Source organism: Ruegeria sp. HKCCD7251 (genome assembly GCF_013031165.1).
Lineage (GTDB): Bacteria > Pseudomonadota > Alphaproteobacteria > Rhodobacterales > Rhodobacteraceae > Ruegeria.
In genome coordinates this window covers 192,710-203,225 of record NZ_WPZC01000004.1, presented here as the reverse complement: position 1 = coordinate 203,225, position 10,516 = coordinate 192,710, and the positions used below count along the sequence as shown (strand labels likewise).

The following is a 10,516-nucleotide window of genomic DNA, read 5'->3' as shown; positions in this document are numbered from 1 at the left end:
AGGTGGTCATTGGTCAGACCTCGTAAGTCATGAGATTGAAGGCACGGTAATACTTGTCGTCATGGAGCAATCCGAAGAGATCCAGTGACGCACCGGTTGCCAGGGCATGTGTATAAGTGCCGGGGAAGAACATCACCGTGGGCACGTGTTTTGCGGTGCTTTGCAGATTGTTCAGCACATTGTGGGATCGGATATAGGGATAGATCTCACCAACTCCGGACAAGAAGATGACGTCGTGGTCTGCTTCTTTAATCTTTCCAGCGATCTTGGGAATGAGATGTTCAGAAGGATCCAGAACGTTTTGCAGCAATTCCAGAAGCTCGGACTTCCCCAACTCCGCCTCTGCTTCCAACACCTGATCGAGGACGTCCCGCTCATCCAGAATTTCAAGGCACAGATCATAGAGGTTCAAATCCAACACACGAACGCCAGCATGACCTGCGCGCTTGATGATGTCTTCGCGATCTTCATTGATCGTCAACCCGTCAGAGGCCGGATAATCACAGATGAAAAACGGAACCTCGTTGTAGCCCTGCATGTCGAGAAACCGTGGGCTGGTGATGGCGTTCAGAACATGCTCGAGGCGGTCTTTACGGCTAATGGGTGCTCGCATCGTCACGATCCCTCCCATGTTTGGCCGGGGAAATAGTTTAGCTCTTCCGGGGTGTTAGACTGGATCATTGCAATCAGCTTTGAAGACAGGAGATAAGTTTGGATCTCCTTGTGCTCGGACAGAATGTCCGCCTCACGCATCATCCGAAACAGAATCTGGCGCAGCTTTAGTCTGGTGGACGTGCTCAGTTCTGACAGCTCTTTATGCCATTCTGCTTTAGCATCAAAAAAGATGTCAAACGACTCCAGCGACAGGTCCAATTGGTAGGACAGATACCGATCTTGAAGAACGTCGACGGCAAACTCGCGCACAAAACGGTAGGCGCGGCAACAGGCTAACCACAAAAGCGCCTTTTGGTCTGCGCGGTCGGCCTCATTCACAAAGTAGGCAAGCTCTTCGGCGGTGAGGGTAGACACCCTGTTTTTGATTTCTCGAATGCTGCGAGTATTGGAGGCATCTTTCGGCAGTTGGGTGGTGCCTTCTTTCACGGCCCGTGCCTGGGTTTCCTCCCAAGCCTCATCTTTACGGTGCAGCGAGGCAAACTCAACGCTTTCGTTGAGAAACAGCCCACCTGTGGAAAAAGACATTCGGTAGTCGTTTGGTCCTTCCACTCGTTCCCTCACAATTTTACTATGCGTTTCAGTTTTTTGGTGTTCGCTACCAAGAAGCCATAGATGCCGCGGCGTCGCCGAAGCAGCAGGATATGGCTTGAGCCCTCAAATAACCCAATTTGTTGTTGGATCATGAGAAGTTGGACTTGATATAAGTTTGGAGGAGATCCGCGAGTATTTTTTAACGCCAGGAACTTGTGAATTTATGCCAAAGTGGTTCATTTTGAGGTCTCTATCGTGATTTTTACGGCTGTCGGCTCGACACCGAGATCAACTGCAATACGATCACGGTACAGTTCGATGATCTCGCCAAATGTCAGCTCGCCGGTGCCTGATGTTGCAGCCTGCCTCGCTTGCATGCGCGTCGCGGAGGCATCGTCACGCCGCCTTATTGCCTGCGCGTCCTTAAATGAGACCTCTTGCACCTTTTGCCAATCGCCGATCTCAAGCTGATCGAGAATTATCTCAGTGTCCGTATAGTTGACAGGGTTTCTATAGCCGGGCCACTTCAGCCCTGCACTTGTCATTGCATACTGATCAAACTGAATAAGCCAACGACCGTCCTCATCCTGCAAGACATCTTTTATCGTTGCTACCATGAACGATTCACCATGATGCTCTGGATCCCCAGGTCGCCTCTTGTCGAAGGCGTTGTGAGTAAGGACAACATGCGTTGAACCCCTGGCCTTTACGGGGTCAACTTTCCACCACCCCGTCCCACCCAAATTCGCGACGTCTTCTGGCTTCTTGCTTGTAAAAATGACCATGGCCGTAGGCATAGGATTCCAACCCTTCAATCTCGAAGTGATACTAGCCGGAGAAAATTTGAATGCAATATATTATATAGTTTTTATATAAAAAGTATACACTGGAAGTGCCATTTGGGCTGTGCATGGCTTCTTCAAAACATCCCAAAAGGCTTGAGCCTTATCGCCTCTGTCTACAGTCAACGACGAACTCGGCTAAAAACGTTAATCCCAAGTTAACCTGGTTCGGGCACCATGTCCGGGTATCTAAACAATGAGACAAAATTATGGACAAAAATCCGTAAGCTCGAGCTCTGAAGAAGTTAGTTAATCGGGTCTTGTGCTCGTTGTAAAACGGCGCTAAGTTGCTGATCTAAAATTGGAAATATTGATGGCTTTTGTTGTGAAACAACCTGAACTGTTCTGCCGCCCCAGCGTGCGGCTGATATCGCTTGGATAGTCTCTGGTCGTAGTTCGACCGTTCCAAGCTGCTTCAGATTGAATCCGACAAAAGGGGTGCTCGATGCCACGAGGATCTAAGACTTCTTCCAATTGTTTAAAACAACTCAACACCTGGTTCGATGACGCGCTGCGTGAACTATGCTCTACCGATTTTCAAGAAAATGCTTGGGGAGCAGATGAGGGAAAAGCGGGCGCGGGGACGAAGTGGTTCGCTTGCTCATCAAAACTCGATATCCACACTGCGGCAGCTTTGATCCGGCTGTTTGCAAGCTTCCCCAAGAACCAAAAGACCGTCATTGAAAGCTTGTATGCTCCCTATGGTTTCACCGTCGTTGAAACCGGTGATCCGGTATGGGTTGAGCATGTCGAGGACGCTTTCGAACGCGGCCTCATGCCGGCAACAAAGAAAGCTCAGAAACACCTTCCAAAGATCAGCCTTGTTACTCGGAATTCTAGGACCTATTCATCGCGCCGGGCCAAAGGAAAAGATGAGTTTGAGAAAAACTTGTCTGATCGCATGGCGGAGCCACTGCCGCTCCTGTGCATTGTCGAGTGTTTGGAGGAAATTCCTGACACAATCCGACAGGCGGCAACACAAGTTGTGCGGCTAGCGGATGTCTCTCAGCAAATCGTTCTAAAACTCCATCAAGTACTGCACCGTCCATGCTGTAACCCGGAATCCCAACCGATCCTGGGGCAACTGCCTCAAGCACAGGCGTTGCAGTGTTTGACGCTGGAACAGCTGACCACCGCAGTGAGACAGTCGGACACCAAGAAGATGGTGGAAGCGCTTGTTCGATTTGCCGATGACAACTCGATTGCTGCCGATGAGTCAGCGCTTGACGCAGTAAAGGGCCTGGGTTCGACCAAAGCGGTTCTGAAGCAACTGTCTGCCGACATTCAAACATGGAGAGGCGGTCAATTGGATTGGTCGGAAATTCCCAGGGGTGTTCTCATGTTTGGTGCCCCGGGCACAGGTAAGACTTTTGCCGCTTCGAGGCTTGCCAGTCAGATCGGCGCGCACTTCATTGCGACGAGCTACGCCGACTGGCAGCAATATGGCCACCTCGGTGATTTTCTGGCGGCAATGAACAAGTCCTTCGATGAAGCGTGCAGAAGGTCGCCGACGGTACTGTTCATCGATGAAATCGACTCTTTTGAGGATCGTGCAACCGCCAGCGGTGAGAATGCAAACTATACCAGATCGGCCCTCAATGGCCTCCTTGAGGCAATGGATAAAGCTAATCAATGTCAGGGTGTCTTGGTTGTTGGGGCGTGTAACCATCCAGAAAAACTGGATGCAGCGTTGGTGCGCTCGGGGCGTTTTGATCTGAAAATTGAGATGTCACTGCCCGGTAAAGACACACTTGCCGACATTCTATTGGATCATTGCGGCGACGAAATTACGCTGCGCACGATTAAGGACGTGGCTGCACATATTATTGGCTGCACAGGCGCGGATGCGGCGGCGATTGTGCGACAAGCCCGCAGTTTGGCGAGATACAACGGAGCCACGTTAGAAGATGCTCATCTGTGGGCCGCCGCGGAGAATATTGTACCTGAGAGTTCGCAATCGGATTTGCTTAGGGCAGCTTATCATGAAGCGGGTCACATTGTTGCGGGGAGCGTTCTCGGGCTTGGCGTGCCTGATCGTGCCGAGATCCGAGCTGGAGGTGGGGTCGTGTCCTTTGCGAACAAGAGCCCATTTCCTTTGCTCGCTGAGCTTGAAGCGAAGCTGGCAATGCTTCTTGCAGGGCGCGAAGCGGAAATGGCTTTTCTTGGATCGGTTTCTACTGGCTCTGGCGGCAGTGCGCAAAGTGACCTTGCGCAAGCGACACTTCTTGCGACGCGCCTAGAAGAGATGTTTGGACTTGGCGCAAATCCTTTGCTGTGGCGGCCAGTCGAAGTGACGAACCTCACTAACATCCTTCAGGATGAACAAATTCGGCACAACGTGTCGCGACGTTTGGAAGCGGCCAGTGCTCGGGCAAAAGTTGTGATTGAGAAAAACCGAGCTGTCATCGAAAATTTGAGCGCTCTTCTGGTTGAGAAACGCGAGATCTACAAAGCAGAGATCGAAACAGTTTTTTGTCAAAATGGGACACATGTCGCGTCCCAATCGGGAGCACTTGTTACCTCACCGAAGCTTGTGCCGGTGGGGTGAGACGGACTGTTTTCTTCGTCTTGGGCGCGTCCGATAGGTTTGTCTTGGATGATCGAAAAATTTGCGCCACGACCAATTCCTTCTAGAGCTTTCCAGTAAGGAGCAAGATCAAGGTTCGGCTGCTCCTTCTTCAAAGCTTCCGAAACCTGCTTTGTGAAACGCCCTGGCACAATAGGGTGGCCGAGCATTAATTCGGACATTCGGGACAACTTCTCGTCTCGGATTCGCGTGAAGGAACTGTTGAGTACTCTCAAACTGAGGGGATCTGTCTCCGGTATCGCAAGATGCCAGTGAACATTTGTGCACTCTATGGAAGCACGCGGTTTCATATGCCTGATCAGGCAAAGGCGTCTTACGCTGGAATTGGGTACTCGATACTCTTGGCAATATGCCTTGATCACTTGCGCGAGCTGAGTGTGATCTAAACGGACCTGGGGTGCTAGAACCACGTGTCGTGCGGAAAAAGCTTTTCCCGAGAGCTTCGAAATCTCACCCATTATTTGGATGTCATCGGGATGACCGCAAAGCCAATCAACCCGCTCGTTTTCGCCTTTGGCGGCAAGGTATTTGGCAATCTTGTTGGTATGACCGGTAGGGACACGAAATGTTTTGATGATCATGTGTTGCCTCCTGTCACGTGGATTTGGATGCCATGTAGGGAAGCAGATATTTTGGCCAGAGCAGCAGCAATGGCGCGGCTTTCAGAAGGATCGTTATGAGTGCGCGTTAGGGTATGCGCGAGGTATTGAAGTTCCCTGCGCATGTCCTGCAAAAGATCCAGAAAACAGACGGCGCGTTTTAGATCTTGTGAGATCGTTTTTTGACTGCAACGCCGAGATGGTGGCCGCGTTTCCACTTCGTTTGAGAACCCGAGTGAACGTGCAAGCAGGACGCGAGCCTGTGAAGTAGGTGAGATACCATTTTCCTTGGCCCGTTCATCCAACAGGCTTTTCAAATCCGAGTTCAACCTAACTCCAATGAGTTCAGTTTGTCGGGTCTTTGAACTCCGGGCAGCTTTTCCCATCGCGTAAACTCCATTTGGCTAGCGGCACAACTTGTTGTTGGACGTTCGCGTAGCCAGAAGTTTGGTAACGACATTGCAACAAACAACTTACCAACAACCGCGGGACGGGCCGTTGTTGCTTGCGTCCGCACATACATTTGCCATCGAGCAAATGAGGTTATGCAATATGACAAAGACAGGATCTGCAAAGCTGTACCCAAATGGGATCCCCAATCACAATGAATGCTCTGCTTGGCTTGGCGTGCTGGATATTTGCGGCAAAAGATATCTTGTTACAGGATTTGTAGAGATTTTTTCTCCATCCGACGCAGCACTTTTTTTGGAGATTCATGAAAGGCGCTCTGGTGTGCGAACCAGCCAAAAAGCAAAGCTTGAGGTCTTTCACAAAAGAACCGAGGAGAGCGAGCCACACCTTTTTGGAGTGGCAATAATCCACCAGCAACGCTTTGCGGTCGGATGTTGGATGTGCCGCGATACGAACGGGAAAAGGTACTTTCTTTTGACTTTTTCTATGATCGAGGAGCAGAAGCAGGTGCAGCCTTTCATTCGACGCCGACCGCGTATCAAGCCCGTTAGGCTGAAATAATACGGTGTCGAAGGAGAGGCTGCACCTGCATGGCTATATCAAAGTGCGTACAGGTCACTTGGGGGTCCTTATGCATGTGGCAGAATGTGAAGCAGTTCGCCGAAAACAAGCAGAACATGAATGATAACTGCTGCGACGTGAAGTTGATGGTAGGCGGTTCGAATATACTCAAGCATGAGCATCTCCATTTGATTGTTATCACGCGGTTCTTTTGACATGTCTAAAACTACATGTCAACGAAAAAACGACATAACATATTGAAAATATTATATTTTTTAAGATATCCGCTTGTGGTCAAATCTGAATCCGTAAGGCAAAAAAGATAGAAATGAAAAACTGTAGAAAAGAGAAAATATAGATGTGTTTTTGTGTTGAAGCTGAGCCAACATCGCGTCTGACGCCGCTGGACTATGCACAGCATTTTTTAACACGGCAGTGAGGACATTATGCTAGCAACCGAACTGGTTCTGCGCTTTTGGTGATGGCGTGTCGGGAAACAGACCTAGCGACCACGGACTGGCCAACTGAAACCAAAATGCCGGACGTAGTGTTTGTCATGCATGTACTTCAGATCATCTTCCCAATCGGAAATCGCATCCTCATAGCCGCGTGACTGCATCTTCTTGAAATTTTTAGCCAAACCCGCAATGTGATAGGCGATTTTTCTAAGTCTCAACGCCGAATTTGGTTCGCCCCATGTTCGAAGCGCTAAAATCCCCTCGACTGGCGGGAGATGCCCCGAGAAACAGCGATCCAGGATTAACTGCCGCGTGGACGCCGGTAAGCCGTTTGTTTTCCCGACGGTGTATCCGAGTACTTTTAGAAAGCTCTCGTCAGCCCTTTCAAAGTCTCCGCCACCGTGACCACTACCAGCATCTGTGGTGGGCCATTTAAAGGCTTCCACTTCGGGTAGTTCACGGATTCTTCGCCGCCACTCCTTTTCAACAGCGGTAACAATCAAAAGGTGTTCATGCTTCTTTTGACCTGTCGAATTAGCTGCGCGTGATGTGTTCGCTTTCCACAAATTCAGGAGTTGCTCATTATTGGACTTTGATAGGGAAGAGCGAATTCTTTTTCCACTCGCAACTAGCGACGACATTTCTCGCTTTTGACGGGTTTGTGCTTGCTTCTCCCGAGCTTGTGCTTGCCGTTTCAGCTCTTCATCTCTTCGAGCTTCTTTTGTTTTTCGCTTCTCCAGTATTTTTTGGGCTTTTCTCTCTTTGGCTGCCCTCTGTTGATTGAGATGCCGCTGCTTTCTTTCAGCTGCTTTGATACTCTTGGCGAGCAAACGAAAGTGCTGTCGGAAGATTGCGTCTATTTCTGCTGGATGGCGGATCACGGTTTGCCCTTTGAAAGTTAAGCCAACCGTGAATTTTGGACCTTCCTTTGCAGAGTCGACCCACATTTCTTCGCGCATCACTGTGAAGAGGCGCACGAAGACTTTATTGAAGACCGGATCTTCGAAAAAGCCGTGCAGTTCCTGGTAAGCTTTTCCGACCGCTACCCACTCTTTTGGCTGATCTGCGAGGCTGTTCAACACAAAAAGAGACAGCTCCTTAACCGCATCCAGATCAAGGTCAAATTTGGGTTTGCTCACGTGCGATCACTTTCGAGAATAGTTTACTGCTGGCTTTACAAAGAGAATCTCCGTCGTGATTGATGCAACAAAGCCGCTCTGACCTTAAGTCCTGTCAGGAACAAAAATTGATTTTCAAGCATCCCTGCGTCAAGTCTTTCTAGAACGCTAAAAGTGACTACCAGGGAGTCACCGCAGAACGTCCTTAGCCGGCAATTGACGCGATTCTGACCTTTTCGGAAAATCGCTATCGAGCAGAGTTTGTCTGTTTTTAGCGATGACCTTCTTGCGCGTCTCTGGGTGCTTGGGAAGACGCAAGGCAACTAACTAAAGCACAGCATAGCACTTCCGGCGGATATTTTAGAAACGGCCCTTCGCATCCCAAAACAAGTAAATTTCAGGGGTTGCAAGAACCGCATCGGCCCGGGAGATCCGCATCAGGTTGTGGGCCTTGTTGCACCCAAGACTTTCCATGATATCAAAGTGCTGAAACCGCTTAATGCGCACCTGGAGTATGGTATACGACAAATGGCCCATCCCACCGATAGTTCCGAGAGAAAAAATATTGGAATCGTCGCTTTTACGATTGCAGGGCTGTTGACCATACTCCTTGGAATTTTTGGCTTGTTTGGGAAAAGCGATTGGAACCCATTTGTTTCAGCGGCTGAGGGAACTGCGCAAGATATAGCGAAGGCCTCAATTGGCGTGTATGTTTCGTTGCGGGCGATCAACGCAGCACTTTCCACTGCCCAAGAAATCGAGGTGGGCGCATCAGTTGTTGGGCAGGCCAGCCTCCAGCCACTTAAGGTGTTGGAACCCGTCGATGATACGGTAGAGCGCGTTGCTGATGTCGTGTTTCTCGTGGCAACCGGGGCAGCACTCGCGGGAGTCGGATTGGCCCCAGTGGTATCTGTAGGGTTGATCGTTCTTGGAGCCGGACTGCTTGGAAAACTTGGCTTCCGAAATTATCCCACCTTTGCAAGGGTGTTGAGACCCATATGCGATAAAGGAGTAACAATTGGTCTCGCTGTCGGCCTCGCCATACCCTTGATGTTTGTACTCGGCGTTTGGATCGGAGAACGAGCAACTGCGGCACAAATGAATGCGGCCGTGGAGGAGCTTGACTCCGTCGCCAGACAAGCCAGCGTTCTCATAGGGGCGGGCGCGACCGATACACAGGAGATTTCTGAAGCGGACGCCGAAGCTACAGGAGTTTTAGCTTGGCTGAGTGATCAGTTTGCGGGGGTCCGCGATGGCGTGAGCAGCGTATTTGAACAAAGCACTCAGTATTTGGACGCAGCTCAAGTCTTTGTTGATGAAGCAGACACCATCCTCGAAGCGTCTTTGACTATAATTGGCATCTTCGCGCTGCGATTGCTCATAATGCCAGTCCTTCTGTTTGTGGGAGCAATTGCTTTGCTCAGGACTCTTCAACGGCGTGTGCCATAATTGAATAGCTACCCTAAGATATTGCCTCGATGGAATGTCGCGTAAGCAGGGTCACTCCTCGAGGCGTTACCTTGCCCTATAGATGTCTCTACTCAAAAATTTATGCGCGGGTTCAGAAGAGTAGTTGCGACCGACTGAAGTGATCTCCGAAGCAGAAAGCTCCGGAGATTGAAATTACAGCTTAAAATCTGTGCCGCTGTCATTCAGGAAAGAAATCAGGGACAGCTCGAAAGCTCGAACGACGGTGAGCTCCTTAGCCTCACGTAGTTCGTCCCATGCCGCATAAAGCGCTGGGTTCACATCCGAAGTAAACGTCTTTGTCCGAAGCGCTGCTCTTCGTCGACTCGGGCTCATCTGGGCCAATTTCAGCTGTGACGGCGATACTGGTGCCTTGCGTTCGAAAGTCATGTCGTCTGATCTGTGTTCCTGAATGCTGCCAATACTTGGTACTTTTGTGTGCGTGCTCATCTTGCGGTCCTTATTCATATTCGTAAGCAGGTGTTGTGGCACGCAGTAGAACCTCGCGAGCCAGTGCCCTCGCATTTTCGTAAGCTGATTTTGGTGAGGATCCTTGAAACGCACGCGGTAGATCGACGTAGTCTCCACCCAGACTCATCATCGCCTGAAAAACGGGTCGAGCCGCCAATTGCGTTTTGAAAATTGGCGCACCGGCTTCTTCGAGAATGGCCTTAATAGCGCCTGTGATCCGGAACTCTACTGCCCCGGGTTCAGTCTGGTTGAGCAGTACACCAGCCGGAATTTTCCGACCCAGAACCTGGCTTTTTTGACCTACTTGCTTGAGAACCTGTACAGCTCCTAACGCATCCATCCTGCTTGCCCGGCATGGTACAACTACAAAGTCAGAAACCAAGACTGCGTCAATCAAACTGGCATCATTTGAACCCTCAACATCCACCAGTACAAAATCCGCCTCTACCGCGGATTTGAAGACGGCATCCGTAAGGTTCTCTTGGTCAATGGGGCGCACATCGATATTGCGGTTTAGCGGTTTCAGGTTCGCCCAACTGGAAATCCAACGTTTTGGATCAGTGTCCAGAATGATTGAGGACAGGTCTAGCCTCGAGAGTTCTTGTGAAATCAACGCACAGGTGGTTGATTTTCCACATCCGCCTTTTGCAGAAAGAAACGAAATAACAGGCACTTATAGACTCCTTTTTCTTGCCTGGTTCCATATTGGCAGATCGACCTTTCGGAAAATTTAAGGATGCTTTGGAAAACCAAGAATTAAGAATCCAAGTCTCAGATTGGCATTCCTTGTCTTGGG

11 protein-coding genes are annotated in these 10,516 nt (G+C 50.0%); 3 read left to right on the top strand and 8 right to left on the bottom strand.

Annotated elements, in window-relative coordinates:
• Window positions 1-13: 13 nt before the first annotated feature.
• From GOX75_RS12470 to GOX75_RS12460, 3 genes are all read right to left on the bottom strand, one after another.
• Window positions 14-613, bottom strand: a complete 600-nt coding sequence (locus GOX75_RS12470; RefSeq protein WP_171123548.1) for a DUF1788 domain-containing protein — start codon at window positions 611-613, stop codon at window positions 14-16.
• A gap of 2 nt (window positions 614-615) precedes the next feature.
• Window positions 616-1,200, bottom strand: a complete 585-nt coding sequence (locus GOX75_RS12465) for a DUF1819 family protein (protein WP_171123546.1) — start codon at window positions 1,198-1,200, stop codon at window positions 616-618.
• 242 nt (window positions 1,201-1,442) lie between these two features.
• Window positions 1,443-1,823, bottom strand: coding sequence for a hypothetical protein (locus tag GOX75_RS12460; RefSeq protein ID WP_171123543.1), 381 nt, complete (start codon window positions 1,821-1,823; stop codon window positions 1,443-1,445).
• Between the two features lie 670 nt (window positions 1,824-2,493).
• Here GOX75_RS12460 and GOX75_RS12455 point away from each other — a divergent pair.
• Window positions 2,494-4,596 (top strand): AAA family ATPase, encoded by a 2,103-nt coding sequence (locus GOX75_RS12455; protein WP_171123541.1) that lies wholly within the window; start codon window positions 2,494-2,496, stop codon window positions 4,594-4,596.
• On the opposite strand, the gene GOX75_RS12450 is transcribed toward GOX75_RS12455, so the two are convergent.
• Both GOX75_RS12450 and GOX75_RS12445 read right to left on the bottom strand, forming a co-directional pair.
• Entirely contained in the window at window positions 4,524-5,216 is a 693-nt protein-coding gene (locus tag GOX75_RS12450; protein ID WP_171123539.1) for a hypothetical protein, read from the bottom strand. The genes GOX75_RS12455 and GOX75_RS12450 overlap by 73 nt on opposite strands.
• The gene (locus tag GOX75_RS12445) at window positions 5,213-5,620 is read right to left on the bottom strand and encodes a hypothetical protein (protein ID WP_171123537.1); all 408 of its coding nucleotides are present in this window, start codon (window positions 5,618-5,620) and stop codon (window positions 5,213-5,215) included. Before GOX75_RS12445 ends, GOX75_RS12450 begins: the two co-directional genes overlap by 4 nt.
• A 166-nt stretch (window positions 5,621-5,786) precedes the next feature.
• Here GOX75_RS12445 and GOX75_RS12440 point away from each other — a divergent pair, with 166 nt between their 5' ends.
• Complete coding sequence (locus tag GOX75_RS12440; RefSeq protein ID WP_171123535.1) at window positions 5,787-6,206, top strand: hypothetical protein; 420 nt, start codon at window positions 5,787-5,789, stop codon at window positions 6,204-6,206.
• A 502-nt stretch (window positions 6,207-6,708) separates the two neighbouring features.
• Here the strand turns inward: GOX75_RS12440 and GOX75_RS12435 are convergent.
• A complete protein-coding gene (locus GOX75_RS12435) occupies window positions 6,709-7,803 on the bottom strand; it encodes a hypothetical protein (protein WP_171123533.1) in 1,095 nt (364 codons plus the stop codon).
• A 423-nt stretch (window positions 7,804-8,226) separates the two neighbouring features.
• On the opposite strand from GOX75_RS12435, the gene GOX75_RS12430 reads away from it, so the two are divergent.
• Window positions 8,227-9,231, top strand: coding sequence for a hypothetical protein (locus GOX75_RS12430; protein WP_371808170.1), 1,005 nt, complete (start codon window positions 8,227-8,229; stop codon window positions 9,229-9,231).
• Between the two features lie 174 nt (window positions 9,232-9,405).
• Here GOX75_RS12430 and GOX75_RS12425 read toward each other — a convergent pair whose 3' ends face one another.
• Complete coding sequence (locus GOX75_RS12425) at window positions 9,406-9,699, bottom strand: hypothetical protein (protein WP_171123531.1); 294 nt, start codon at window positions 9,697-9,699, stop codon at window positions 9,406-9,408.
• 10 nt (window positions 9,700-9,709) lie between these two features.
• Window positions 9,710-10,393, bottom strand: coding sequence for a ParA family protein (locus tag GOX75_RS12420; RefSeq protein WP_171123529.1), 684 nt, complete (start codon window positions 10,391-10,393; stop codon window positions 9,710-9,712).
• Between the last annotated feature and the right edge of the window lie 123 nt (window positions 10,394-10,516).